Source organism: Streptomyces sp. NPDC058284 (assembly GCF_042881135.1).
Classification (GTDB): Bacteria; Actinomycetota; Actinomycetes; order Streptomycetales; family Streptomycetaceae; genus Streptomyces.
The window spans coordinates 107,125-131,994 of the sequence record NZ_JBHVYE010000021.1; the positions used below are offsets into that span (position 1 = coordinate 107,125).

At 70.7% G+C, this 24,870-nt stretch carries 22 protein-coding genes; 9 read left to right on the plus strand and 13 right to left on the minus strand.

Translation table 11 applies throughout. From position 1 onward, the window contains the following. Positions 1–64: 64 nt before the first annotated feature. The 3 genes from ACFVYR_RS26710 to pth all read left to right on the plus strand — a co-directional run bounded on the left by ACFVYR_RS26710 (position 65) and on the right by pth (position 2,528). Positions 65–1,039, plus strand: coding sequence for a ribose-phosphate diphosphokinase (locus ACFVYR_RS26710; protein WP_358776299.1), 975 nt, complete (start codon positions 65–67; stop codon positions 1,037–1,039). Between the two features lie 197 nt (positions 1,040–1,236). Beyond that, complete coding sequence (locus ACFVYR_RS26715) at positions 1,237–1,830, plus strand: 50S ribosomal protein L25/general stress protein Ctc (RefSeq protein ID WP_384255441.1); 594 nt, start codon at positions 1,237–1,239, stop codon at positions 1,828–1,830. Positions 1,831–1,925: 95 nt separating this feature from the next. Next, positions 1,926–2,528 (plus strand): aminoacyl-tRNA hydrolase, encoded by a 603-nt coding sequence (pth, locus tag ACFVYR_RS26720; RefSeq protein WP_384255438.1) that lies wholly within the window; start codon positions 1,926–1,928, stop codon positions 2,526–2,528. A gap of 130 nt (positions 2,529–2,658) precedes the next feature. On the opposite strand, the gene ppc is transcribed toward pth, so the two are convergent. Further along, a complete protein-coding gene (ppc, locus tag ACFVYR_RS26725) occupies positions 2,659–5,403 on the minus strand; it encodes a phosphoenolpyruvate carboxylase (RefSeq protein ID WP_384255436.1) in 2,745 nt (914 codons plus the stop codon). A 280-nt stretch (positions 5,404–5,683) separates the two neighbouring features. On the opposite strand from ppc, the gene ACFVYR_RS26730 reads away from it, so the two are divergent. Together ACFVYR_RS26730 and ACFVYR_RS26735 are read left to right on the plus strand one after the other, a co-directional pair. Next, the gene (locus tag ACFVYR_RS26730) at positions 5,684–6,724 is read left to right on the plus strand and encodes an acyl-CoA desaturase (protein ID WP_384255433.1); all 1,041 of its coding nucleotides are present in this window, start codon (positions 5,684–5,686) and stop codon (positions 6,722–6,724) included. After that, entirely contained in the window at positions 6,721–7,407 is a 687-nt protein-coding gene (locus ACFVYR_RS26735) for a TetR/AcrR family transcriptional regulator (protein WP_384255431.1), read from the plus strand. The genes ACFVYR_RS26730 and ACFVYR_RS26735 overlap by 4 nt, the downstream gene beginning before the upstream one ends. 26 nt (positions 7,408–7,433) lie before the next feature. Here ACFVYR_RS26735 and ACFVYR_RS26740 read toward each other — a convergent pair whose 3' ends face one another. Together ACFVYR_RS26740 and ACFVYR_RS26745 are read right to left on the minus strand one after the other, a co-directional pair. Next, positions 7,434–7,796, minus strand: coding sequence for a VOC family protein (locus ACFVYR_RS26740; RefSeq protein WP_384255427.1), 363 nt, complete (start codon positions 7,794–7,796; stop codon positions 7,434–7,436). Then, positions 7,796–8,629, minus strand: a complete 834-nt coding sequence (locus ACFVYR_RS26745) for a trans-aconitate 2-methyltransferase (protein ID WP_384255424.1) — start codon at positions 8,627–8,629, stop codon at positions 7,796–7,798. Before ACFVYR_RS26745 ends, ACFVYR_RS26740 begins: the two co-directional genes overlap by 1 nt. A gap of 140 nt (positions 8,630–8,769) precedes the next feature. Between ACFVYR_RS26745 and tamR the strand changes: the two genes are divergently transcribed. After that, on the plus strand, positions 8,770–9,267 hold the full coding sequence (tamR, locus tag ACFVYR_RS26750) for a MarR family transcriptional regulator TamR (protein WP_384255422.1): 498 nt from the start codon (positions 8,770–8,772) through the stop codon (positions 9,265–9,267). Here tamR and ACFVYR_RS26755 read toward each other — a convergent pair. After that, the gene (locus ACFVYR_RS26755) at positions 9,226–10,002 is read right to left on the minus strand and encodes a LuxR C-terminal-related transcriptional regulator (protein ID WP_384255419.1); all 777 of its coding nucleotides are present in this window, start codon (positions 10,000–10,002) and stop codon (positions 9,226–9,228) included. The genes tamR and ACFVYR_RS26755 overlap by 42 nt on opposite strands. A 266-nt stretch (positions 10,003–10,268) precedes the next feature. Here ACFVYR_RS26755 and ACFVYR_RS26760 point away from each other — a divergent pair, with 266 nt between their 5' ends. Next, the gene (locus ACFVYR_RS26760; RefSeq protein ID WP_384255633.1) at positions 10,269–10,724 is read left to right on the plus strand and encodes a GNAT family N-acetyltransferase; all 456 of its coding nucleotides are present in this window, start codon (positions 10,269–10,271) and stop codon (positions 10,722–10,724) included. A gap of 49 nt (positions 10,725–10,773) precedes the next feature. Here ACFVYR_RS26760 and galK read toward each other — a convergent pair whose 3' ends face one another. Genes galK through galT form a run of 3 tightly spaced genes read right to left on the minus strand, consistent with a single transcriptional unit; the run spans position 10,774 to position 13,963 of the window. After that, complete coding sequence (gene galK, locus ACFVYR_RS26765) at positions 10,774–11,928, minus strand: galactokinase (protein WP_384255417.1); 1,155 nt, start codon at positions 11,926–11,928, stop codon at positions 10,774–10,776. 23 nt (positions 11,929–11,951) lie between these two features. Further along, positions 11,952–12,905, minus strand: a complete 954-nt coding sequence (gene galE / locus ACFVYR_RS26770; protein WP_384255415.1) for a UDP-glucose 4-epimerase GalE — start codon at positions 12,903–12,905, stop codon at positions 11,952–11,954. Then, positions 12,902–13,963, minus strand: coding sequence for a galactose-1-phosphate uridylyltransferase (galT, locus tag ACFVYR_RS26775; RefSeq protein ID WP_384255412.1), 1,062 nt, complete (start codon positions 13,961–13,963; stop codon positions 12,902–12,904). The genes galE and galT overlap by 4 nt, the downstream gene beginning before the upstream one ends. 213 nt (positions 13,964–14,176) lie before the next feature. On the opposite strand from galT, the gene ACFVYR_RS26780 reads away from it, so the two are divergent. Both ACFVYR_RS26780 and ACFVYR_RS26785 read left to right on the plus strand, forming a co-directional pair. After that, complete coding sequence (locus ACFVYR_RS26780; protein WP_384255410.1) at positions 14,177–15,862, plus strand: sodium:solute symporter family protein; 1,686 nt, start codon at positions 14,177–14,179, stop codon at positions 15,860–15,862. Positions 15,863–15,884: 22 nt separating this feature from the next. Then, positions 15,885–16,166 (plus strand): hypothetical protein, encoded by a 282-nt coding sequence (locus ACFVYR_RS26785; RefSeq protein ID WP_384255408.1) that lies wholly within the window; start codon positions 15,885–15,887, stop codon positions 16,164–16,166. 33 nt (positions 16,167–16,199) lie between these two features. Here the strand turns inward: ACFVYR_RS26785 and ACFVYR_RS26790 are convergent, their stop codons facing one another. The 6 genes from ACFVYR_RS26790 to rsmA all read right to left on the minus strand — a co-directional run bounded on the left by ACFVYR_RS26790 (position 16,200) and on the right by rsmA (position 24,811). After that, positions 16,200–16,925: a LuxR C-terminal-related transcriptional regulator gene (locus ACFVYR_RS26790; protein ID WP_384255405.1), complete on the minus strand. Its 726-nt coding sequence runs from the start codon at positions 16,923–16,925 to the stop codon at positions 16,200–16,202. Positions 16,926–17,235: 310 nt separating this feature from the next. Further along, the gene (locus ACFVYR_RS26795) at positions 17,236–19,104 is read right to left on the minus strand and encodes a PQQ-binding-like beta-propeller repeat protein (RefSeq protein WP_384263596.1); all 1,869 of its coding nucleotides are present in this window, start codon (positions 19,102–19,104) and stop codon (positions 17,236–17,238) included. A 64-nt stretch (positions 19,105–19,168) separates the two neighbouring features. Further along, on the minus strand, positions 19,169–20,962 hold the full coding sequence (locus ACFVYR_RS26800; RefSeq protein WP_384263599.1) for a PQQ-binding-like beta-propeller repeat protein: 1,794 nt from the start codon (positions 20,960–20,962) through the stop codon (positions 19,169–19,171). 156 nt (positions 20,963–21,118) lie between these two features. Continuing rightward, positions 21,119–22,933 carry an ABC-F family ATP-binding cassette domain-containing protein gene (locus ACFVYR_RS26805; RefSeq protein ID WP_384263601.1) on the minus strand — a complete coding sequence of 605 codons (1,815 nt, stop codon included), beginning with the start codon at positions 22,931–22,933 and terminating at the stop codon, positions 21,119–21,121. A 94-nt stretch (positions 22,934–23,027) separates the two neighbouring features. Next, on the minus strand, positions 23,028–23,915 hold the full coding sequence (locus ACFVYR_RS26810) for a 4-(cytidine 5'-diphospho)-2-C-methyl-D-erythritol kinase (RefSeq protein WP_384263603.1): 888 nt from the start codon (positions 23,913–23,915) through the stop codon (positions 23,028–23,030). Next, positions 23,912–24,811, minus strand: a complete 900-nt coding sequence (gene rsmA, locus ACFVYR_RS26815; protein ID WP_384263606.1) for a 16S rRNA (adenine(1518)-N(6)/adenine(1519)-N(6))-dimethyltransferase RsmA — start codon at positions 24,809–24,811, stop codon at positions 23,912–23,914. The genes ACFVYR_RS26810 and rsmA overlap by 4 nt, the downstream gene beginning before the upstream one ends. Between the last annotated feature and the right edge of the window lie 59 nt (positions 24,812–24,870).

Genomic DNA, 24,870 nt, shown 5'->3' on the forward strand with positions numbered 1-24,870 from the left:
CCGACTCGACGCACCGGGACGCGTGAGTACGGCAGCGGGAAGAACTCTCTGAGGAGACAGTGCTGTGACCGGGATCAAGACGACCGGCGAGAAGAAGTTGATGCTCTTCTCCGGCCGCGCCCACCCCGAGTTGGCCGAGGAGGTCGCACACAAGCTGGGTGTCGGCATCGTGCCGACGAAGGCCTTCGATTTCGCCAACGGTGAGATCTACGTCCGCTACCAGGAGTCGGCGCGCGGCGCCGACTGCTTCCTGATCCAGAGCCACACCGCTCCGATCAACAAGTGGATCATGGAGCAGCTGATCATGATCGACGCGCTGAAGCGCGCGTCGGCCCGCTCCATCACCGTCATCGTGCCGTTCTACGGTTACGCGCGGCAGGACAAGAAGCACCGCGGGCGTGAACCGATCTCGGCGCGTCTGATCGCGGACCTGATGGCGACCGCGGGTGCCGACCGCATCCTCACGGTCGACCTGCACACCGACCAGATCCAGGGCTTCTTCGACGGCCCGGTGGACCACCTGTTCGCGCTGCCGATCCTCGCGGACTACGTGGGCGCGAAGGTCGACCGTTCGAAGCTGACGGTCGTCTCGCCGGACGCCGGTCGTGTACGGGTGGCCGACCGCTGGTGCGACCGTCTCGGCGCTCCGCTGGCGATCGTCCACAAGCGTCGTGACAAGGACGTCGCCAACCAGGTCACCGTGCACGAGGTGGTCGGTGAGGTGAAGGGCCGCGTCTGCGTCCTGGTCGACGACATGATCGACACGGGTGGCACGATCTGCGCCGCCGCCGACGCGCTGTTCGCGCACGGCGCGGAGGACGTCATCGTGACGGCCACGCACGGTGTGCTCTCGGGTCCGGCCGCGGACCGTCTGAAGAACTCGAAGGTCAGCGAGTTCGTGTTCACGGACACGCTGCCGACACCGGGTGAGCTGGAGCTCGACAAGATCACGGTGCTCTCGATCGCGCCGACGATCGCGAACGCGGTGCGCGAGGTCTTCGAGGACGGTTCGGTGACGAGCCTCTTCGAGGAGCAGTGACCGGAGCCTCGATCTGAAGATCGATTTCTGGGCGGCCTCCCCCGCCGGGTAGACTCACGGAGTTGCTCGGCGAGGGAGGCCGCACACGCTTCTGATGAGGCGCGGTGTGCGGCGGTCCGTTATCGACGCGCTCTTCGTAGCAGGCCAGTCGTATGGCCGGGTAACCCCATCCGACACCTGTTGTACGAGGAGTGCACATGCCCGAGGTCAAGCTTTCCGCCGAGACCCGCACCGAGTTCGGCAAGGGCGCCGCCCGCCGCATCCGCCGCGAGGACAAGGTCCCCGGCGTTCTCTACGGCCACGGTGCCGACCCCGTCCACCTGGCGCTTCCGGGTCACGACCTGCTGATGGCGCTGCGTACGCCGAACGTCCTGATCTCCCTGGACGTCGACGGCAAGACCCAGCTGGCCATCCCGAAGGCCGTGCAGCGCGACGCTCTCCGTCAGGGCATCCTGAAGCACGTCGACCTGCTGCTCGTCCGCAGCGGCGAGAAGGTCACGGTCGAGATCCCGGTCCACACCGAGGGCGAGCTGGCCCCGGGCAGCAACCTGCTCGAGAACGTGCTGAACACGCTGCCGGTCGAGGCCGAGGCCACGCACATCCCGACCGAGGTCACCGTCTCCATCGCGGGCCTGGACGCCGGTGCGTCCATCCTCGCCAAGGACATTCCGCTGCCGGCCGGCTCCACGCTGGCGATCGACGAGGACGCGGTCGTCATCCAGGTCCTGGCCGCGCAGGCCGAGGAGGCCCCGGCCGAGGGTGCCGCCGACGACGCGGCCGCCGAGGCCTGAGCCTCGCCGACCACACGCGTATTGCGGCAGCCGTCGCTCCCTGACGGGGGCGGCGGCTGCCGCGTGCGTACCGGACATGGGCGTATGAAGGAGACATGCACGTGACGACGGACGCCAGCGCCCCCTGGCTGATCGCGGGCCTCGGCAATCCGGGCCCCGAATACGCCATGAACCGGCACAATGTGGGGTTCATGGTGGCGGACCTGCTGGCGCAGCGCATGGGCGGCAGGTTCAAGCGCGCCGGGAAGGCGCAGGCCCAGGTGGTCGAGGGCCGGGTCGGCGCGCCGGGTCCTGCGAGCCGTCGGGTGATCCTCGTGAAGCCCATGTCGTACATGAACGTGTCGGGCGGCCCGGTGACGGCGCTGCGGGACTTCTACAAGGTGCCGACGGAGCACATCGTCGCGGTCCACGACGAGCTGGACATCGACTACGGCACGCTGCGCCTGAAGCTGGGCGGCGGCGACAACGGCCACAACGGTCTGAAGTCGATGACGAAGGCGATGGGCTCCGACTACCACCGGGTGCGGTTCGGCATCGGCCGCCCGCCGGGCCGGATGCAGGTGGCGGACTTCGTCCTGAAGGACTTCTCCGCGGCGGAGCGCAAGGAACTCGACTACTTCGTGGACCGGGCGGCCGACGCGGTGGAGGCCCTGGTCATCGAGGGCCTGGAGCGAGCGCAGAGCACGTACAACTCCTGAGCGGCGCGCAAGCGCCGCTTCAGGGGCGCGGGGAACTGCGCGACCGGCCACGACGGACCCGCGGCCGACATACGACGGACAGGCCCCGCACCGCCGAAGCGATGCGGGGCCTGTCACGTGGGCCGGGGCGTCAGCCCGTGTTACGAAGCCCCGCGGCCACCCCGTTGACGGTGAGCAGCAGCGCCCTCCCGAGCAACGGGTCGGGCTCCTCCCCCGCCGCCGCGGCATCCCGCTGCCGCTTGAGCAGCGCGACCTGGAGGTAGGAGATCGGGTCCAGGTAGGCGTCGCGGATGGCGAAGGTCTGCTGGAGGGCCGGGTGGGAGCCGAGCAGCTCCGTGTCGCCGGTGACCCGCAGCACCTCCCGCACGGTCAGCTCGTGCTCGGCCTCGATGGTCTCGAAGACGTGCTTGAGTTCGTCCGGCACGAGGGTGTCGACGTAGTGCCGGGCGATGCGCAGGTCCGTCTTGGCCAGGGTCATCTCGACGTTGGAGATGAAGTTCCGGAAGAAGTGCCAGTGCTCGCGCATCTCGTCGAGGACGGTGTCGAGGCCGGCCTCGCGCAGTGCCTTGAGGCCCGAGCCGACACCGAACCAGCCGGGCACGATCTGCCGCGACTGGGTCCAGCCGAAGACCCACGGGATGGCGCGCAGGCCGTCGAGCGAGACGCCCGAGCCGGGGCGGCGCGAGGGCCGTGAGCCCAGGTGGAGCTCGGCGAGCTGGTCCACGGGGGTCGACGCGAGGAAGTACGCGGGCAGGTGCGGGTCCTCGACGAGCCGGCGGTAGGCGGTGTGGGCCGCGTCGCTCACCACGTCCATGGCGGCGTCCCAGCGGGCGAGGGCCTCGTCGGACTGGCGCGGGGCGGTGTGCAGGGCGGAGGCCTGGAGGGTCGCGGCCACCGTGAGTTCGAGGTTCTCGCGGGCCAGGGACGGCACGAGGTACTTGTCGGAGATGACCTCGCCCTGCTCGGTCACCTTGATCTCGCCCTCCAGGGTGCCCCAGGGCTGGGCGAGGATGGCGTCGTGGGAGGGGCCGCCGCCGCGGCCGACGGTGCCGCCGCGGCCGTGGAAGAGGCGCAGGCGGACCCCGTAGCGGTGGGCGACGTCGCGCAGCCTGCGCTGGGCGCGGTGGATCTCCCACTGCGAGGTGGTGATGCCGCCGAACTTGGAGGAGTCGGAGTAGCCGAGCATGACTTCCTGCACGTCTCCGCGCAGGGCGACCAGGCGCCGGTACGAGGGGTCGGCGAGCATCTCGTCGAGGATGACGTCGGCGGCGCGCAGCTCGTCGGTGGTCTCCAGGAGCGGCACGATGCCGATCTTCGCCCAGCCCGCGTGCAGGTCGATGAGGCCGGCCTCGCGGGCGAGGACGGCGGCGGCGAAGACGTCGTCGGCGCCCTGGCACATCGAGATGATGTACGACTCGACGACTTCGGGTCCGAAGACTTCGAGGGCCTTCTTGACGGTGTGGAAGACGCCGAGGGTCTTCTCGCCCGCGGCGTCCAGCGGGGCCGGGGACGGCGCGAGGGGCCGCCGGGACCTGAGCTCCTTGGCGAGGAGCTTCTGGCGGTACTCGCGGGGCATGTCCGTGTAGCGCCAGGACTCCTCGCCGAGGCGGTCGAAGAGCTGGCCGAGCGCGTGGTGGTGGGCGTCGGCGTGTTCGCGTACGTCCATGGTGGCCAGCTGGAGGCCGAAGGCGGCCAGGGTGCGGATGGTGCGGTTCATCCGGCCCTCGGCGAAGAGGGCGCCCTTGTGCTCGCGCAGCGAGGTCTGGATGAGCGTGAGGTCCTGGAGGAGCTCGGCGGTGCCGAGGTAGTCGCGGCCCTCCTCGTGCGCGGTGCCCTTGGCCAGGCGCTGCTTGGTGTTCTCCAGCTTCTGCCGGATGCAGGTGGCCTTGAGGCGATAGGGCTCCTCGGCGTTGAGGCGCTTGTAGCGGGGGCTGATCTCGGGCAGCCGCTCCAGGTCGCCCTGGAGGGAGGCCTTGAGCTCGTCGGTGGCTCCGGTGTAGCGGATGGAGTTGGAGAGGAAGCCGCGCAGCTCGTCGATCAGGTCGAGCGCGTCGTTGATGCCGTGCTCGTGCTGGAGGATGAGGACGTCCCAGGTGACCTGCGGGGTCACGTTGGGGTTGCCGTCGCGGTCGCCGCCGATCCAGGTGCCGAAGCTGAGGGGGCGGGTGCCTTCGGGCAGCTCGACGCCGACGCGTTCCAGTTCGGCGGTGAGGTCTTCGAGGACGTCCCCGACGGCGCCCGCGTGCAGCTCGTCGAGGTAGTAGATGGCGTTGCGGGCCTCGTCGGCGGGCTCGGGGCGTACGACGCGCAGTTCGTCGGTCTGCCAGATGAGGTCGATGTTCTCGGCCAGTCGGGTGTCGTGGCGGCGCCGGTCGGACTCGATGACCGGCGTCTCCAGGAGTTCGGCGACGCGGCGGAGCTTGTTGAGGACGGAGCGGCGGGCGGCCTCGGTGGGGTGCGCGGTGAAGACGGGGCGCACGTTGAGGTTGCGCACGGTCTGGCGCAGGTGCTCGGGGTCGGCGTCCTTGAGACGGTCCGCGGTGCGGGCGAGCAGCCCGCCCTCGGCGGCGCGCCGGGTGCGCAGCTCGCGGCCGCGGTGGACCTGCTCGGTGACGTTCGCGAGGTGGAAGTACGTGGAGAAGGCGCGGACCAGCTTGGCGGCGGTCTGCAGTTCCGTGCCGCCGAGGAGCCTGGCGGCGGCCTCGCCGTCCTCGCGGGTCAGGCTGCGGACCTTTTCGACCAGTTCGAGGAGTTCGGGGCCCTCCTGGCGTACGAGGGTCTCGCCGAGCAGGTCGCCCAGGCGGCGGATGTCGGCGCGCAGCTCGGTGCTGGCGTTGCTGGTGGCCTGCTGGCCCTGGTCGTCGGCACTGCTCACAGGTGCGGCTCCTTGCAGTGTTGAAGAGCTTCAAGACTGGGAGGGTCCTTGCGGGGAACCCGGGGGAGATACAGAGCGGACCGCGCTGTCCGACCGATCCCAAGGATAGGTGTCACTTCGGGCTCGGAGCTCGCGGCCTCTTGCCGCGAGGCTCCGCACTGCCATACTTACGTCGCCGTAGGTTACGGAACCGTAGGAAGCGCGGTATGACAGCCGCTGCGGGAACCGTGCCCGTGCACCGAACCCACTTCAAACCCTCGACCCCCCAGGGGACGTGCCCATGACGACATCCTCCGATGCGTACTCCGACACCGATGTGATCGACAACGCTCCGCCGGCGGCCGATGCCCCCGCGGGGCCGCCGCCGCCTCCCTCGACGCTGGGCGGCGAGCAGAAGCGCTCGCTCGAACAGCTCGCGCTGCTCCTCTTCATCGTCGTGCCCTTCCTTGCCGTGCTCGCGGCGGTGCCGCTGGCCTGGGGGTGGGGGGTGAGCTGGCTCGATCTCGGGCTGCTCGTCCTCATGTACTTCCTCGGGTGCCACGGCATCACCATCGGTTTCCACCGCTACTTCACGCACGGCTCCTTCAAGGCGAAGCGGCCGCTGCGGATCGCGCTCGCGGTGGCGGGGTCGATGGCGGTGGAGGGCCCGGTGGTGCGCTGGGTGGCCGATCACCGCAAGCACCACAAGTTCTCCGACGCGGAGGGTGACCCGCACTCCCCCTGGCGCTTCGGCGAGACGGTCCCGGCCCTGATGAAGGGGTTGTGGTGGGCGCACATCGGCTGGATGTTCGACGAGGAGCGCACGTCGCAGGAGAAGTACGCGCCCGATCTGGTCAAGGACCCGGCGATCCGGCGGATCTCGCGGCAGTTCCTGCTCTGGACGATCGTCTCGCTCGGCATCCCGCCGCTGGTGGGCGGTCTGGTGACGATGTCGTGGTGGGGCGCGTTCACGGCGTTCTTCTGGGGCTCGCTGGTGCGGGTGTCGCTGCTGCACCACGTCACGTGGTCCATCAACTCCATCTGCCACGCGGTCGGCAAGCGGCCCTTCAAGTCCCGTGACCGTTCGGGCAACGTGTGGTGGCTCGCGGTGCTGTCCTGCGGCGAGTCCTGGCACAACCTGCACCACGCCGACCCGACGTCGGCGCGGCACGGTGTGATGAAGGGCCAGATCGATTCGTCCGCGCGGATCATCCGCTGGTGCGAGCGGCTGGGCTGGGCGTACGACGTGCGGTGGCCCTCGCAGTCGCGTATCGACGCGCGCCGCAAGCCCGAGGGGGCGGCCGGCGCCCGCCGCGAGGCATCCGTGTCAGACGCGGCATGATTGACGACGTGGCGACCGACTCCAGCAATTCCATCCCTGCCGGCAAAGAGAAGCAGCCCCGGCGCACCCGCCGGACCCGGATGACGGGGGCCGAGCGCCGGGAACAGCTCCTCGACATCGGTCGCACGCTGTTCGCCGCCAAGGGCTTCGAGGGCACGTCGGTGGAGGAGATCGCGGCGAAGGCCGGGGTTTCCAAGCCGGTCGTGTACGAGCACTTCGGCGGCAAGGAGGGCCTGTACGCGGTGGTCGTGGACCGCGAGATGCGCCAGCTCCTGGACATGGTGACGGGGGCGCTCACCGCGGGCCACCCGCGTGAACTCCTCGAACAGGCCGCCTTCGCCCTCCTCGACTACATCGACACGTACACGGACGGCTTCCGCATCCTGGTCCGCGATTCGCCGGTGGCGCAGTCCACCGGCACCTTCGCGTCCCTGATCTCCGACATCGCGACGCAGGTCGAGGACATCCTGGGCCAGGAGTTCAAGGGCCGCGGCTTCGACCAGAAACTGGCCCCGCTCTACGCGCAGGCGCTGGTCGGCATGGTCGCGCTGACGGGCCAGTGGTGGCTGGACGCCCGCAAGCCGAAGAAGGCGGAGGTGGCGGCCCACCTGGTCAACCTGGCCTGGCACGGCCTGGACGGTCTGGAACCGAAGCCGCGCCTGATAGGCCACAGGAAGAGCTGAGGGCCTGTCTTCGGACCCCCGCCCGGTCAGGCCAGTGGTTCGAGGAATTCGAGGCGGTTGCCGGCCGGGTCCTCGGAGTAGAAGCGTCGGTGGCCCGGCAGATCGTCGTCCCAGGTGACCTTCGCGCCCCGGGAGGCGAGCCGGGCCGCGTACTCCTCGATTCCCCGCACCCGCAGCCCGGGGTGTGCCTTCCTCGCGGGTCTGAAGTCGTTCTCGATGCCCAGATGCAGGCGTACGCCGCCCGCCTCGAACCAGCAGCCGCCGCGTGCCGCGAGCACCGGCGGCTTCGGCGTCTCCGTCATGCCGAGCACGTCGACGTAGTACGTGCGAAGGGCGGGCTCGCTGCCGGGCGGGGCGGCGAGCTGTACGTGGTCGAGGGCCGTCAGCATCAGGCGTCCGCCTTCCGCGCCACCGCGAACACCCGCCGGAACGGGAAGACCGTGCCGTGGCCGGTGGGCGGGTAGGCCTCGCGCAGGAGTGCGCGGTACTCGGTGAGGAACTCCTCCGTTGCCCCGGGGTCGTCGGCGAGAGCCGTCAGGACCGGGCGCAGGCCCGTGCCCTTGACCCAGTCGAGGACCGGGTCGTCGCCCGTCAGGAGGTGCTGGTAGGTGGTCTCCCAGGCGTCGACCTCGCAGCCGAGTGCGGTGAGCCGCTCCAGGTAGGCGCCCGGTGTCAGGACCGCGTCCGCGTGGCGCAGGCGTCCGCCGAGCCGGTCCCGCCACCGCTCGGACTCGCTCAGTTCCCGCATCAGGGCGTGGCTGGGGGCATCGAAGTTGCCGGGCACCTGGAAGGCGAGGGTGCCGCCGGGCGTCAGGGCGTCGACCCAGGCGGGGAAGGAGCCGGGGTGGTCCGGCACCCATTGCAGGGTCGCGTTGGAGAGGATCAGGTCGTACGCGTGCGGGGGCGGGGTCCAGTCCGTGGCGTCGGCGTGGGCGAAGTCGAGGCGGCCTCCCCCGTCCGTGGGGCCCGTCAGGCGGTCGGCCTCGGCCAGCATCTCGGGGGAGTTGTCGAGGCCGGTGACGTGCGCGGTGGGCCAGCGCCCGGCGAGGAGCCGGGTGACGTTGCCGGGGCCGCAGCCGAGGTCGGCGATGCGGGGCGGGCGGCCGGCGGCGGGGAGTTCCGGCACGCGGGCGAGGAGGTCGGCGAAGGGGCGGGAGCGGTGGCCGGCGTGGCGCAGGTACTGGTGCGGATCCCAGGTGGCGGCGGCTGCGGGCGTGGGCATGAGGGCCTCCTCGAAGACGGCGCGGTGAACGCGGGCGGGCGGCGCGGTGACGTGCCGTACGCGTTCCTGGCGCCATCCTCACCCCCAAGTATCTTGACGTCAAGAGACTTCATGTCGACAGACCCCCTACACTGATCGTCATGGAGGACGAGGTCGATCGGCTGGTCGCAGCGTGGCGCCGGGAGCGCCCGGACCTCGACGTGGAACCACTCGAGGTGCTCAGCCGCGTGAGCAGGCTCGCGCGGCACCTGGACCGCGCCCGCAGACTCGCCTTCTCGGAGCACAACCTGGAGCCGTGGGAGTTCGACGTCCTGACGTCGCTGCGCCGCGCGGGCGCCCCCTACCAGCTCTCCCCCGGCCAGCTCCTCACACAGACGCTCGTGACGTCCGGCACGATGACCAACCGCATCGACCGGCTCGCGAAGAAGGGCCTCGTCGAGCGCCTGCCCGACCCCAGCGACCGGCGCGGCGTCCTCGTCCGCCTCACCACCGAGGGCCAGGACCGCGCGGACCAGGCCCTCGCCGGGCTGCTCGAACAGGAGCGGGCGATCCTCGCGGAGCTCTCCCGCGCCCAGCGGGGCGAACTGGCCGGACTACTACGCCAGTTGACCGCCCCGTTCGACAACATCCCCGGCTAGGTCGGCGGGCCCCACGCCCGCGCGCCTGGCCAGCGCCACCGCGGCGAGGGTGGAGTGGACACCCAGCTTCCCCAGGACGTTCTGCATGTGCGTACGCACCGTGTGCGGGGAGAGGAAGAGGCGCTCGGCGACGGCCTTGCGGCCCAGGCCCGCCACCATGCAGCGCAGCACCTCGCGCTCGCGCGGCGTCAGCGACTCCACCAGGCGCTCGGACTCGGTGCGGTGCTTGCGGGCGGCGGTCAGCTCGCGCAGGACGCCGGTGAGCAGGGCGGGCGGCAGATGCGTCTCGTCGCGCAGGACGCCGCGTATGACCGTGAGCAGCCGGGACAGCGAGCAGTCCTTGGCGACCCACCCCGAGGCACCGGCCTGCAGGGCGAGGGCCGCGCGGCGCGGGTCGTCCTTCTCGGCGAGCACCACGGTGCGCACGGCGGGCTGGCCCGTGCGCACGCCCGCGACCAGGGAAAGGCCGTCGACGAGCCCGTCGGCGTTGCCCTCCTGGACGGGCACGGCGGACCGGATGCCGTGCAGGGCGCCGGCGGTGGCGCCGAGGTCGGCGTCGACGAGCAGCACGTCGTACCTGCGGCCCTCGGTCACCGCGCGTTCCAGGCAGCGCAGCGCGGCGGGACCGCTGCCGGCCGCGGACACGTCGACGTCGGGCTCGGCCGCGAGCGCGGCGGCCAGCGACTCGGCGAAGATGCGGTGGTCGTCGACGACCAGGACTCGAATGCGAACCACAGAAACCCCCTTCCCCATGCTCCTGCCAAGGAGCAGGGGATACCCCATCATCGGAGAACGGCTGGTGCGGGTACGGCGCCCGGAGCGGGGACCTGCGCAGTCGTGCACGACCGCCGCCGCACGGTGACCGCCACCCCTACGCCGGGCGTCGTACCCGACTGTCTCGCCCCCTGATCAGTGCCGGCCCCCACCGGCACTGCCCTTCAGAGTAGGGCCGGACGCCCGGAGCGGAAGGTGATTTGCAGAACTGGTTGGCCAGCGCGTTTATGGTGAGCCATATGTTTCGTATTGAGACGGGAGTCGACAAAGAGCGACTTGGTCTGCTGCGCGCGCGGCTGAGCGAGACGAACACGGCGGCGTCCCCGGAGCTCCGCGCCCTGCGCGGCACCCGCGAGGACCAGGAAGTACCGCTGGCGCTGTGGGCGTTGGACGCGTCGGGCGGGCTCGCGGCAGGGCTCGCCGCGCACACCTGGGCCCGCTGGCTGCACGTGAACCACCTCTGGGTGGACGACCGCCACCGCGGCGCGGGCCTCGGCTCGCGGCTCCTCGCCGAGGCGGAGCGGATGGCACGCGAGGAGCGCGGCTGTCTCAACTCCCGTGTGGAGACCTGGGACTTCCAGGCGCCGGGCTTCTACCGGAACCAGGGGTACGAGCTGGTGAGCGTGATCCCCGACTACCCGGAGGGGGTCAAGGAGTTCACGCTCACCAAGCGGCTCGGCTGACCGGGCCCCGCGGGTTCACGCCTCCCGCGGGTTCACGCCACCCGGGGGTTCACGCCTCCCGGCGCGCTCCCTGCGACGCCGCTGCCGGGAAGACGCGTGGCGCGGTGAAGCCCGCCGCCGCGAAGGCGTCGAGGACCGACTTGGTCACCGCCTCCTCGTCGGCCGACTCCACCAGGACGAGCGCGGAGCCGCCGAAGCCGCCGCCGGTCATCCGGGCACCGAGCGCGCCCGCCGCGTCGGCGGAGCTCACCACCAGGTCCAACTCCGGGCAGGAGATGCGCAGGTCGTCGCGGAGCGAGGCGTGGCCCTCGGTGAGGACGGGGCCGCAGGCGCGGACGTCACCGGCGTCGAGGAGGCCGATGACCCGCTCGACGCGGTGGTTGTCGCAGACGATGTGGCGTACGTAGCGACGGATTCTGTCGTCCGTCAACTTCGCAAGCACCGCGGGGAGTTGGCCGTACTCCACGTCACGCAGGTGCGGGACGCCCAGGATGCGGGCGCCCTCCTCGCAGCCGGCCCGCCGTTCCGCGTACGCACCGTCGCCCAGCTCGTGCTCGACCCTGGTGTCGACGACGAGGAGCCGCAGGCCGTGCGCGTCGAGGTCGAAGGGGACCTGCCGTATCGCCAGGTCACGGCAGTCCAGGTGCAGGGCGTGGCCCTCGGTGGCGCACGCGGAGGCCATCTGGTCCATGACGCCGCAGGGCACGCCGACGAAGGCGTTCTCGGCGCGCTGGGCGAGGACCGCCAACCGGGGCCGGGTGAGGCCGAGTTCGTACAGGTCGTTGAGGGCGAGCGCCGTGACGACCTCCAGGGCGGCGGACGAGGAGAGGCCCGCTCCGGTCGGTACGGTCGACGCGAGGTGGATGTCGGCGCCGCCGGAGACCGGGTGGCCCGCCTCCCGCAGCGCCCACACCACACCCGCCGGGTAGGCGGCCCAGCCGCCCTGCCCGTACTTCGACAGGGGCCGCAGCGCGTCGACGCGTAGTTCGGCGACGGGGGCGTCGATGTCGGCGGAGTGGAGCCGCAGGACGCCGTCGGTGCGGCGGGCCACGGCCGCCACCGCGGTGTGCGGCAGCGCGAGCGGCAGCACGAAGCCCTCGTTGAAGTCCGTGTACTCGCCGATGAGGTTGACCCGGCCGGGCGCCGACCAGACCCCGTCCGCCGCGTACCCGTACAGCTCGGCGAACTTCCCCGCAACGTCCATCAGTTACCCCTTGTTGATCCCGGTCAGCGCTGGGCGAACGCCCACGCGTCGGCGACGATGCCCGCGAGGTCCGCGCGGGACGGCTGCCAGCCGAGCTTCTCGCGCGCGGTGGCGGCGGAGGCGACGAGGACCGCCGGGTCGCCGCCGCGGCGCGGGGCCATGACCTCGGGGATCGGGTGCCCGGTGACCTGGCGGACGGTCTCGATGACCTCGCGCACGGAGAAGCCGTTGCCGTTGCCGAGGTTGCAGATGAGGTGCTCGCCGGGGGTGGCGGCGGTGACCGCGAGGAGGTGCGCCTCGGCGAGGTCCGCGACGTGGATGTAGTCGCGGACGCAGGTGCCGTCCGGGGTCGGGTAGTCGTCGCCGAAGACGCTGATCGCCTCGCGCCTGCCCTGGGCGACCTGGAGGACGAGCGGGATGAGGTGCGACTCGGGGTCATGGCGCTCGCCGCAGTCGCCGTACGCGCCCGCGACGTTGAAGTAGCGCAGCGAGACGGCGGCCAGGCCGTGCGCGGCGGCCTCGCCGGTGATCATGTGGTCGACGGCGAGCTTGGAGGCGCCGTACGGGGAGGTGGGGGCGGTCGGGTCGCTCTCCGTGATGGGGGTGTTCACGGGCTCGCCGTACGTCGCGGCGGTGGAGGAGAAGACCAGCCTGCGCACGTCGGCGTCGCGCATGGCGGCGAGCAGCGCCATGGTGCCGCCGACGTTGTTGTCCCAGTACTTCTCGGGCTTCACGACGGACTCGCCGACCTGCGAGAAGGCGGCGAAGTGCAGTACGGCGTCGTAGGAGGCGTCCAGCCACTTGGCGGCGTCGCGGATGTCGCCCTCGATGAACGCGGCGCCCGCGGGGACCCCCTCGCGGAACCCGGTGGAGAGGTTGTCGAGGACGGTCACCTCGTGCCCGGCCTCGATCAGATGCTGGGCCACCACACTTCCGACGTAGCCCGCACCACCGGTGACCAGGTACTTACCGCTCATGAACTCGCTACCTCTCGCAGTCGCTGGGCCGCGGCTTCCGGCGGCACGTCGTTGATGAACACACTCATGCCGGATTCGGAACCCGCGAGGAACTTCAGCTTGCCCGAAGTGCGGCGAATCGTGAAAAGTTCGAGGTGCAGGGCCACGTCGTCCCGATGAATCCCGTCATATCCCTCCAGCGTCCCGAACGGCGCCTGGTGCCAGGCCGCGATGTAGGGGGTCGGCGGCTCGCCCTCGCCGAAGATCCGGTCGAAGCGCCGCAGGAGTTCCAGGTAGAGGTGCGGGAACTCCGCGCGCGCCGCCTCGTCGAGCCCGAGCAGGTCGGGCACCCGGCGTTTGGGGTAGAGGTGCACCTCGTAGGGCCAGTGCGCGGCGTACGGCACGAAGGCCACCCAGTGCTCGCCCTCCAGGACGACCCGCTCCCCGGCCCGTTCGCCGGCCAGGACGTCGTCGAAGAGGTTGCGCCCGCCGGTCGCCTCCTTGTGCGCGGCGAGGGAGCGCAGCATCAGGTCGGTGCGCGGGGTGACGAAGGGGTAGGCGTAGATCTGCCCGTGCGGGTGGCCGAGGGTCACGCCGATCTCGGCGCCGCGGTTCTCGAAGCAGAACACCTGCTCCACGCCGGGGTGGTGGGAGAGCTCGGCGGTGCGGTCGGTCCAGGCCTCCAGGACGAGTCCGGCCTGTTCGGGGGTGAGGTCGGCGAAGGAGGCGGCGTGGTCGGAGGTGAAGCAGACGACCTCGCAGCGTCCCGCGTCGCCCGCGAGGGAGGGGAAGCGGTTCTCGAAGACCACGACGTCGTACGTGGAGTCGGGGATCTCGCTGAGCCGGTCCCCGGCCGAGGGGCACAGGGGGCACTCGTCGGCCGGCGGGTGGTAGGTGCGGCCCTGGCGGTGCGAGGCGATGGCGACGGAGTCGCCGAGGAGGGGGTCCCTGCGGATCTCCGATGTGGTCGAGACGGGCCCGAGCGGGCGCCGGTCGACGGCGTCGCGCACGGCGTCGTCGCGCACGTCGTAGTAGACGAGCTCACGACCGTCGGCGAGACGGGTCGAGGTCTTCTTCACGTCCGGGGCTCCTCACCACCCACCCAACAGAACCGAACATAACAAATCACAACTCAACAGTTCAGTCAATGCCCGTGGGACGGACGGGCGGCGAATGGTTCGGCCGGTCGGCTCGATCACAATCAAACAAAGAACACCAACAGAACTGTTCAGTTATTGAAGCAAGGGGCGTAGGTTCCGGTCTGATCCGTTCGCGCAACGAAGCGAGTTCACATGCAGTCCCCGACACAAACCCTGGCCGAGGGGCTTCGGCTGCCCACCAACGGCCTCGACTACGCGATCCTGGCGATCTACTTCGCCGTCGTCCTCGGCATCGGCTTCGCCGCCCGGCGCTCCGTGAAGACCAGCCTCGACTTCTTCCTCTCGGGCCGCTCCCTGCCCGCCTGGGTCACCGGTCTCGCCTTCGTCGCAGCGAACCTGGGTGCCACCGAGATCCTCGGCATGGCCGCGACCGGCGCGCAGTACGGCGTCGCGGTCGTCCACTGGTACTGGATCGGCGCCATCCCCGCCATGGTCTTCCTCGGCCTGGTCATGATGCCCTTCTACTACCGCAGCAAGGTCCGCTCCGTCCCCGAGTTCCTGCTCCAGCGCTTCGACAGGTCGGCGCACCTGCTCAGCTCGGCGCTCTTCGCCTTCGCCGCGATACTCATCGCGGGCGTGAACCTCTACGCCCTGTCGATCGTCGTCGAGGCGCTGCTCGGCTGGCCGCAGTGGGTCGCCATCGTCGTCGCGGGCCTCTTCGTCCTCGCGTACATCACCATCGGCGGCCTCTCCTCCGCCATCTACAACGAGGTCCTGCAGTTCTTCGTGATCCTGGCGGCGCTGATCCCCATCTGCGTCATCGGACTCAAGAAGGTCGGCGGCTGGGACGGCCTGTCCGGCTCCATCGAGAAGCAGCACGGCGACAACTTCATGACGGCCTGGGGCGGCACCGGCATCGGTGACGCCAACCCGCTCGGCGCCAACTGGCTGACCATCATCCTCGGCCTGGGCTTCGTGCTCTCCTTCGGCTACTGGACGACCAACTTCGCCGAGGTGCAGCGCGCCCTGTCCGCGAAGAACCTCTCCGCCGCCCAGCGCACCCCGCTGATCGCCGCCTTCCCGAAGATCTTCATCGTCTTCGCGGTGATGATCCCGGGGCTGGTCGCCGCCGTCCTCGTCCCGAAGATCGGCACGGCCGGATCGGACCTGACGTACAACGACGCGATCCCGTACCTGATGCAGGAGTTGCTGCCCAACGGCGTGCTCGGCATCGCGGTCACCGGTCTGCTCGCCGCGTTCATGGCGGGCATGGCCGCGAACGTCTCCTCCTTCAACACCGTGTTCACGTACGACATCTGGTCGAAGTACGTGGTCAAGGGCCGCGAGGACGGCTACTACCTGAAGTTCGGCAGGCTCATCACCGCCCTCGGCGTGCTCGCCTCGATCGGCACGGCCTTCATCGCCTCGTCGTTCTCGAACATCATGAGCTACCTCCAGACGCTGTTCTCCTTCTTCAACGTCCCGATGTTCGTCGTCTTCATCATCGGCATGTTCTGGAAGCGGGCCTCGATGAAATCCGGCGTCTGGGGACTCCTCGCCGGCACCACCGCCGCGATGGTCAACTACTTCTGGATCTACAAGCAGGGCATCATCGACATCCCGTCCGACCAGGGCGCCAACTTCGTCTCGGCGATGGTCGGCTTCGCCGCCGGAGCCGTCGTGATGGTCGCCGTCACCCTCTTCACCGCGCCCAAGCCCGAGGCCGAACTGGCGGGACTCGTCTACGGAACGGTCTCACCGGGCCTGGCGGACGACGGCGCCGAGGCGGGCGACGACGCGTGGTACCGCAAGCCGGCGCTGCTCGGCTGGGGCGCCGTCGTACTCGCAGCGGCCTGCTACGTGCCGTACTCGTTCTAGCCCGACCGGAGGCCCGAAGACCATGTCTGACCTGCACAAAGAAGTCTCCGACCTGGAGCGTAAGTCGGCGACGGCCGCCCGTCTCTTCGACATCAGGCGCATCATCGGCGGCCTGTTCGTCGTCTACGGCGTCATCGTGACGATCGCCGGGATCACCGCGTCCGACGCCGACCTGAAGAAGGCGGAGGACATCAACATCAACCTGTGGACGGGCCTCGCCATGCTCGCCCTCGGGCTCTTCTTCCTCGGCTGGCTCTGGCTGCGCCCGATGGTGGTCACCCCCGAGGAGCCGGAGGACGGGTAACCCCTCGCCCGCCCTCCCGGCCGGGGCCCGGGCTCACCGCGGTGGCTCGGGCCCCGTCGCCGTGTGCGGCCCGCCGGGCACGCCGCCGTTGTCCGCGTACGCCGAGGCGGGGCGCTCGGCGCGCTCCAACAGGCCGGTGCGCGCGGCGAGCGCGGCGGCCTCAAGACGCGAGCCGACGCCCAGCTTCATCAGGACCCGCTGCACATGCGTACGCGCCGTACTGGGAGCTATCCCCATGCCCGCGGCGATCAGCCGGGTGTCCTCGCCGTCCGCGACCCGCATCAGCACCTCGACCTCGCGGGGCGTCAGCATCTGCAGCAGGCGCTGCCCCTCGTCGTCGGGCTGCGCGGCCGGATTGAGCAGCTCGCTGAAGGCGCTCTGGAGCAGCTGCGGCGCGACGGCGGCCTCCCCCGCGCGCGCCTTCATGATGGCGCGCTCCACTCCTTCTATGCGCTCGTCATGGCGTACGTACCCGGAGGCGCCGGAGGCGAAGGCAGCGGCGATCCCGCGCGGGTTCGGCACCGGCCCGAGCACCACCACCGCCACCTGCGGGCGCTCCCGCTTGATCTTCACGACGGGGTCGAACATGCCCGGTTCGGCGGGCGTCGCCGTGCCCAGGAGGCAGACCTCCGGGGCCCTGCTGATGACCAGTTCCGCCGCTCCCGCGGCGGGCGCGGCGGCGGCGAGCACCCGGTGCCCGCGCAGTTTCAGCGCCGAGGCGAGGGCCTCGGCGAGCAGTCGATGATCGTCGACCACCATGAGCCGCACACCCACAGCAACCCCCCACTTCCCCGGCTGTTCCCCAGATCCACCGATCGCCCCGCTCTCCCGCTCCCGGCGGACCGAGGGCCCCCCGACCCTCCATCCCCCGGAAGCTACACGCTTGTTCGACGTTACGCGCCCCTACCGGCCAGAAGCGGCCCTGAATGCCTGAATCCCTGCCCTCCGGGGGGGGCGTCGGGGAGTACGGAGGGGTACACGAACGGCGGCGGCCGCCCCCTGATGGTGCGAGGGGGCGGCCGCCGCCGTGCGGTGCACGCGGCGCGTGCCGCGCTACTTCTCCACTTCCCTACTTCGCGACGAAGCCGATCGCCACGTACTCCTTCTCGTCCGCCGAGTAGGGCTTGCTCAGGAGCTTCTTGCCCAGGAACAAGTGCCCGCCGGAGTAGAGGAGTTCGTTGGACTGCGGGACCATGCCGCTGATCGCGTCGGTGACCGCCTCGGAGCCCGGGGTCTCCAGGAGCTTGGTCTCCTTCATCGTCTTGCCGTCCAGCGACACGATCTGGGCGCCCTGCTTGTAGCTGTGCGCCTTGTACGCGATGACGTTGCCGCCGTCCATGCGGACGGGCACGATCTCCCCGTTCTCGCCCGCGACCGCGCGGTCGCTGGTCGACTTCCCGGTGGCAAGCGAGAACGACACGATCTCGTTGGTCCGGTTGTAGCTCTCACCGCTGCCGTCGTGCGGGCGGGTCGGGACGTACAGCCGGTCGTTGCCGACCGCGATCGACGTGCAGGCGTGGACCATGTTGACGCCGCAGTCGTGGTCGTACTTGCCGTCCTCCAGCGAGATCTTCGCGCGCAGCTTGCCGTTGCTGCCGAGCGAGAAGACGTCGGTCGCGCCGGAGGAGGTGATGCCGGTGGTGTCCTGGCCGAAGACGACCGGGTTGGTCGAGATGATCTTGGCGTTGTCGACGCCCGGCGCGATCGGGTACGTCCACTTCTCGTCGCCGGTCTTGGGGTCCAGGAGCTGGACCTTCAGCGTCTCGTCACCGTACGTACCGCACTTGCGGACCGCGACCAGCTGATCGCCGCCGGCGTAGCCGACGTCCCTGCACTTGCCGATCTTGGGCTTCCACAGGGACTTGCCCTTGATGTCCCAGGCGGCGCCGCCGCTCGAGGTGCCCGCCCCGGCGGCGATCGTGGTGCCGGAGATGGTGACTTCCTTGAACGTCGCCTTCACGCCGTTGGTCTCGGTGCTCTCGGTCCAGAGCTTCTTACCGGACTTGAGGTCGATCGCAGAGACGTTGCTGCACTGCTCGTAGTCGCCCTTCTTGTTCCGCTTGGCCTCTTCGGTGACGACTGCGGCGATGCCGTCCTCGGTGACCTCGGGCGCCATCGCGCAGGTCATGCCGGAGAGCGGGACCGTCCACTTCTTCTTGCCGGTGTCCGGGTCGTAGCCGTTCAGCTCGTTGACGCCCGCCTTGGCGTAGACGTCGTCGGTCAGCACCGAGCCCGTGGTGTTCCAGATCTGGTCCTTGGGGATCTTCGGCTGGGGCAGCTGCATGACGACCTTGGCCGCGGGGTCGGCCGGAGCCTTCTCCTTGGCGGGGCCCTGGCCGGGCAGGGAGTCACCGCCCTTGCCGTCCCCGCCCTTCTTGCCCTTGCCCTTCTCGCCGGAGGCCTGCGACGTGTCCTTGTCGTCGCCCTTCGTCGAGGCGTAGTAGACGCCGCCGCCGACGATCAGCGCGATCGCGACGACCGCCGCACCGATGATCGTCATCTGGCGGCTGATCTTCTTGCCGCCACCGGGACCGCCGTCGGGCCCGCCCGCGGGCTGCGGCTGCATCGGCATGGTGGGGGGCTGCTGGTAGCCCTGCTGGTACGGCTGCTGGTAGCCCTGCTGGTACTGCGGCTGGGCGGGCTGCGTCGGGTAGCCGTAGCTCTGCGGGGGCTGCGGGGCCTGCGGGGGCGGGGGAGCCTGCGGGTAGCCGTAGTTGGGCTGGGCCGCGGGGGGCGCCGGCGGGGCCGCGGGGGGCGGGGTCTGCGGGGGCGGGGGCGGCTGCGGGGCCGACGGCTGCTGCGGCGGGGCCTGCGGGTAGCCGTACGAGGGGTCGGGGGCCTTGCCGAAGCCTCCGGGCGGAGGGTCCTGCGGGGCGCCGAAGCCGCCCTGCGGGGGCTGGTTCGGCGGCTGCTGCGGCGGCTGGGGCGGCTGGGTCATGACAGTCGTCTATTCCTTGGGGACGGGAGCGGTCGAGAGGGTGGTGACTGAGCGGTGGAGCAGGTCACTTGCCGTAGGCGAGCATCAGCTTCGACTGGCCGGCACTGCTCATGATGTTGGTGGTGGAGATGTAGAAGCGCCCGTCCACGTAGTCGACGTCCTTCGCGTAGAAGCCGCTCTCGATCTTCGACGTGCCCTTCGGGTGCCGCAGAAGGGTCTCGGGCTCGTGCGAACCGGACGTCGCGATGGAGACGACCCGGCCGCCCGCGTCGTACGGCGGCGCGACGTACGCGATCAGCGCACCGTTCTCGGCCTTCAGCGGGATCATCTTCGCGTCCAGCGGCGACTTGGTGCGCCAGGCCTCCTTGCCGGTGGCGAGGCTGGTCGCGACGATCTCGTTGGCGCCGCTCTGCTTGTCGGTCGGCAGGTAGAGGTACTTGTCGTCGACCGTCGCGCCCAGGCAGTCGCCCAGCGAGCCGCTGAGGAAGGAGTCCCCGCACTGCGGCGCGAAGTTGTCGTCGGAGACGACCTCGGAGCGCGTCTTGTCGCTGCTCTCCTTCAGCACCGTGATGTTCCACTTCTTCTTGTCCTCATTGCTGAGGTACACGACCGTGGGACTCACCGAGTAGACCTTGCTGACGCGCCAGCCCTTGGGGAACTTCTTCGTCCACAGGGCCTTGCCGGTCTTCGGGTCGAGCTGCTGCAGCTCGTCGTGCTCGTTCGGCGTGCTCGCGCCGCAGGACAGGGCCATGATGAGCTGCTTGCCACCGGCGAAGCCGTTGGGGAAGCAGGTGCCCTCGTCCTTCTTGCCCGCGACGTAGAGCTTCTTGCCGTCGCTCATCCGCAGCGCCGTGCCGGACTGCTCGCGGCCGACCATCAGCACGTCGCCGACGAGGACCAGACTGCTCTGGAGCGCGGAGTCGAAGAGACCTTCCTTCTTGACCGGCTTGCCCCAGCCCTTGTCGCCCGTCTTCAGATCGACGACCTGGAGCTGGTTGCACTCGTCGCCGCTCTTGGAGCCCTCCTTGTACGCCACCACGATCTTGCCGTCGGCGGTGGCCGTGTCGGTGGCGCCGCAGATCTTCTCCGGGAACGTGATGGCGTCCCAGGCGATCCTGCCGGTCTTCACGTTGTACGCCAGGAGCTGCTTGTACGCGGCCTTGACCACGATGTCGCCGTCGATCCACATGCCGGGGGCGTCGCCGCCGGAACCGGGGACCTTCGGCGCCTCCTTGTACCAGAGGACCTTCGCCTCGCCGGCCTGGCGGCCCGCGTTGAGGTCTTCCTTGCCCTCGTGGCCGTCGCCGCTGCCGTTGCCGGGGTTGGCCGGGACGGTCGCGGTAGGCCCCGGGTCCTTCTTCTTCGCCTCGGACTTCTTCCCGTCCCCGTCGTCACCGCCGACGACGGCGTACGTGACACCGCCCGCGACGAGCAGCGCGGCAACGGCCGCGGCGACGATCATCACGAGCTTCTTGCGCTTCCTGCCGCCGCCGGGCGGAGTACCTGGCGGGGTGCCGGGCGCGCCGGGGCCCGCGGGGAACTGCGGCTGCGTGGGCACCTGCGCGTACCCGTACTGCGGCTGGCTCCCGTAGGGGCCGGGCTGGGTCGGCTGGTTGTAGGGGCCCGGCTGCGGCGGCTGTGTCTGCGGCTGCTGCGGCTGCCCGTAGGGGCCGGCCTGACCGTACGGTCCGGGCTGCCCGTAGGGGCCCGCTTGGCCGGGCTGCGGCTGCGGCGGCTGCTGCTGCTGCGGGTATCCGTAACCCGGCTGGGGCGCCCCGCCGCCCTGCCGTGGATCCTGCCGTGGATCCTGTGGAGCTCCGAAGCCGCCGGGCGGCGGCTGGTTGGGCGGCTGAGTCATCAGCGCTTCCCCCTTCACTGACTTTCGGCACGCCAAATGGTGCTGAGGCCAGCCTTTCTATCACCCTGGCGCTCTACCACACGGGCCCGGCCCTGTCGCTGTCCCCAAGGGCAGACATAGCCGTAATCCGGCCGTTATGCGTCCTCCACGGGAGCTCTACGCGTCCTCCGCAAGCTCCAGCCAGCGCATCTCCAACTCCTCGCGCTCACCGATCAGTTCACGGAGCTCGCTGTCCAGTTTGGCCACCTTTCCGAAGTCGGTGGCGTTATCGGCGATTTGGGCGTGGAGTTTGGTCTCCTTCTCGGAGATCTTGTCCAGCTGCCGCTCGATCTTCTGCAGTTCCTTCTTGGCCGCGCGCGCGTCCGCGGCGGAGACGGCCGACGGCGCGGCGTCCTGCGCGGGCGCGGTCCTCGCCGGTCCCGGGGAGGCGGTCTCCGCCATCCGCCGCCTGCGCTCCAGGTACTCGTCGATGCCGCGCGGCAGCATCCGCATGGTGGCGTCGCCGAGGAGCGCGAACACCTTGTCCGTCGTCCGCTCGACGAAGAACCGGTCGTGGGAGATCACGACCATGGAGCCGGGCCACCCGTCGAGGACGTCCTCCAGCTGCGTCAGCGTCTCGATGTCGAGGTCGTTGGTCGGCTCGTCGAGGAAGAGGACGTTGGGCTCGTCCATGAGCAGCCTGAGCAGTTGCAGCCTGCGCCGCTCACCACCGGAGAGGTCCCCGACCGGCGTCCACTGCTTCTCCTTGCCGAACCCGAACGTCTCGCAGAGCTGGCCCGCGGTCATCTCCCGGCCCTTGCCGAGGTCGACCCGCTCGCGCACCTGCTGCACGGCCTCGAGGACCCGCAGCGTCGGCTTCAGTTCGGCGACCTCCTGCGAGAGGTAGGCCAGCTTCACCGTCCTGCCGACGGCGATCCTGCCCTCCGCGGGCTGCACGTCGCCGTCGCTGCGGGCCGCGTCGGCCATGGCGCGCAGCAGCGAGGTCTTGCCCGCGCCGTTCACCCCGACCAGACCGACGCGGTCGCCCGGACCGAGCTGCCAGGTCAGATGCTTGAGCAGCAGCTTGGGCCCGGCCTGGACGGACACGTCCTCCAGGTCGAAGACGGTCTTGCCGAGCCGCGTCGTCGCGAACTTCATCAGCTCGCCGGTGTCCCGCGGCGGCGGCACGTCCGCGATCAGCTCGTTGGCGGCCTCGATACGGAACTTCGGCTTGCTGGTACGCGCCGGGGCGCCGCGCCGCAGCCAGGCCAGCTCCTTGCGCATCAGGTTCTTGCGCTTGGTCTCCTCGGTGGCGGCGATGCGCTCACGCTCCGCGCGCGCGAAGACGTAGTCGGAGTACCCGCCCTCGTACTCGAAGACGGAGCCGCTCTGGACGTCCCACATGCGCGTGCACACCTGGTCGAGGAACCACCGGTCGTGCGTCACGCAGACGAGCGCCGAGCGCCGCGTCCGCAGGTGCTCGGCCAGCCACGAGATGCCCTCGACGTCGAGGTGGTTGGTCGGCTCGTCGAGCACGATCAGGTCCTGCTCGGCGATGAGCAGCTTGGCCAGCGCGATGCGGCGCCGCTCGCCGCCGGACAGCGGGCCGATGACGGTGTCGAGCCCCTGCGGGAACCCCGGCAGGTCGAGCCCGCCGAACAGCCCGGTGAGCACGTCCCTGATCTTGGCGCTGCCCGCCCACTCGTGGTCGGCGAGGTCCCCGATGACCTCGTGCCTGACGGTGGCGGCCGGGTCGAGCGAGTCGTGCTGCGTCAGCACGCCGAGGCGCAGCCCGCCGCTGTGCGTGACGCGGCCGGTGTCGGCATCCTCCAACTTGGCGAGCATCCGGATCAGGGTGGTCTTCCCGTCGCCGTTGCGCCCGACGACGCCGATCCTGTCCCCCTCGGACACGCCGAGTGAGACGCCGTCGAGCAGGGCACGGGTGCCGTACACCTTGCTGACTGCCTCGACATTGACCAGATTGACGGCCATTTCTCTCCTGACAGGGGGGATCGATCGATCTTCCAGCGTAGTCGCCCGCGGGGGCGGCCCTCGGCCCGCTCCTGGGCGAGACGATCCGGGCCGCCTAGATCCGCGTGGCGCCCGGGGCCGGTGACGTCGCCGTCCTTGCGGTACGGCAGGTGCCGGAGGCCGTCAGCGCATCGGCCACGCGCTTCGCCGAAGCCGCGTCCGCCACGAGGAACGCCGTCGTCGGGCCTGAGCCGGAGACCAGCGCGGCGAGCGCGCCCGCCGCCGTGCCGGTGGCGAGGGTGTCGTGCAGCGCGGGGAAGAGCGAGAGCGCGGCGGGCTGGAGGTCGTTGGTGACCGTGGCGGCGAGGGCCTCCGCGTCACCGTCGCGCAGGGCCGCGAGCAGCGCAGGGGACGCCTGCGGCGCGGGCGCGACGGGCGTCAGCCGGTCGAACTCGCGGTACACGGCGGGCGTCGAGAGGCCCCCGTCGGCGACGGCGAAGACCCAGTGGAAGCGGCCACCGACGTCCAGCGGCTCCAGCTTCTCGCCCCGCCCGGTCCCGAGCGCCGCGCCGCCCACCAGGCTGAACGGCACATCGCTGCCCAACTCGGCGCAGATGTCGAGGAGTTCGTCGCGGGAGGCGTTCGTGCCCCACAGCGCGTCGCAGGCCACGAGCGCGCCGGCGCCGTCCGCGCTGCCGCCCGCCATGCCGCCTGCGACGGGGATGTCCTTGGCGATGTGGATGTGGACGTCGGGCTCGATGCCGTGCCGCGCGGCAAGGAGTTCCGCGGCGCGGGCGGCCAGGTTCGTACGGTCCAGGGGGACTTGGTCGGAGCCGGGGCCCTCGCAGCTGACGCCGAGTCCGTCGGCGGCCGTGACGGTGATCTCGTCGTGGAGGCCGACGGCGAGGAAGACGTTGGCGAGGTCGTGGAAGCCGTCGGCGCGGGCGGCGCCCACCGCCAGCTGCACGTTGACCTTCGCGGGAACCCGTACGGTCACGCTCACGCGCCGGCCTCCCGGGGCTCGGCGGTCTCGGATTCGGCGGTCTTGTGCTCGGCGATGCGGGCGAACTCCTCCACCGTCAGCGCCTCGCCGCGCGCCTGCGGCGACACCCCGGCGGCGACCAGCGCGGCCTCCGCGGCTGCCGCCGACCCCGCCCAGCCGGACAGCGCGGCCCGCAGCGTCTTCCTGCGCTGCGCGAAGGCGGCGTCGACGACGGCGAAGACTTCCCGCTTCGACGCGCTGGTCCGCACCGGTTCGGCGCGCCGGACCAGCGAGACGAGGCCCGAGTCGACGTTCGGCGCGGGCCAGAAGACGTTGCGCCCGATGGACCCCGCGCGCTTCACCTCGGCGTACCAGTTGGCCTTGACGGACGGCACGCCGTAGACCCGCGAGCCGGGCCCCGCGGCGAGCCGGTCGGCGACCTCGGCCTGCACCATCACGAGCGTGCGCTCGATGGTCGGGAAGGTGTCGAGCATGTGCAGCAGGACGGGCACGGCGACGTTGTACGGGAGGTTCGCGACCAGCGCGGTCGGTGCGGGGCCCGGCAGCTCGCTCACCAGCATGGCGTCACTGTGCACGAGCCCGAAGGCGCCCACCCGCTGCGGGAGGCGGGCCTCGACGGTCGCGGGCAGCGCCCCGGCGAGCACGTCGTCGATCTCCACGGCGGTGACGTGGGCCGCGGTCTCCAGGAGGGCCAGGGTCAGCGACCCGAGCCCCGGGCCGACCTCGACGACCACGTCGTCCGGGCGGACCCCCGCGGTGCGGACGATGCGCCGCACGGTGTTGGCGTCGATGACGAAGTTCTGGCCGCGCTGCTTGGTCGGACGTACGCCGAGGGCAGCGGCCAGTTCGCGGATGTCGGCGGGGCCGAGGAGGGTCGTGCCGTGCTCTGTGCTCACCGCACCAGGTTACGGGGTGGGGTTCCCCGCCCCCTTCGCTGCGGGCCCACTCCGTGGCG